Origin of the sequence: Streptomyces phaeochromogenes (assembly GCF_001418655.1) — a bacterium.
GTDB classification, from domain to species: Bacteria; Actinomycetota; Actinomycetes; order Streptomycetales; family Streptomycetaceae; genus Streptomyces; species Streptomyces phaeochromogenes.
This window is the reverse complement of record NZ_LIQZ01000061.1, coordinates 30,822-31,125: the sequence shown is the minus strand read 5'-3', so window position 1 is coordinate 31,125 and position 304 is coordinate 30,822. Positions and strand designations below refer to the sequence as shown.

Genomic DNA, 304 nt, shown 5'->3' with positions numbered 1-304 from the left:
GCCGCCCGCGACGAGCAGCGCCTCGTCCCGGCCCAGAGCGGTCAGTTCGAGCACGTCGGTCGTGGTCGGGGCGGGGGTGAGCAGCGCCAGCTGGGACTCCGCGGCGCGGGCCACGGCCTGCACGAAACCCAGACTGTGCGGATGCGCCAGCCCGTCCCCGCCGGTTATGTCCACCGCTCCGAGCAGCCGTCCGGTACGCGGATCGTGTACCGGAGCCGCCGCGCACGTCCACGGCTGGACGCGCCGGATGAAGTGCTCCGCCGCGAACACCTGCACCGGCCGGTCGAGCGCGACCGCCGTACCC

1 pseudogene is annotated in these 304 nt (G+C 74.7%); it reads right to left on the bottom strand.

Going from position 1 to position 304, the window contains the following annotated elements:
• Positions 1-304, bottom strand: a pseudogene (locus tag AOK17_RS52075) (GAF domain-containing protein); the annotation flags it as partial.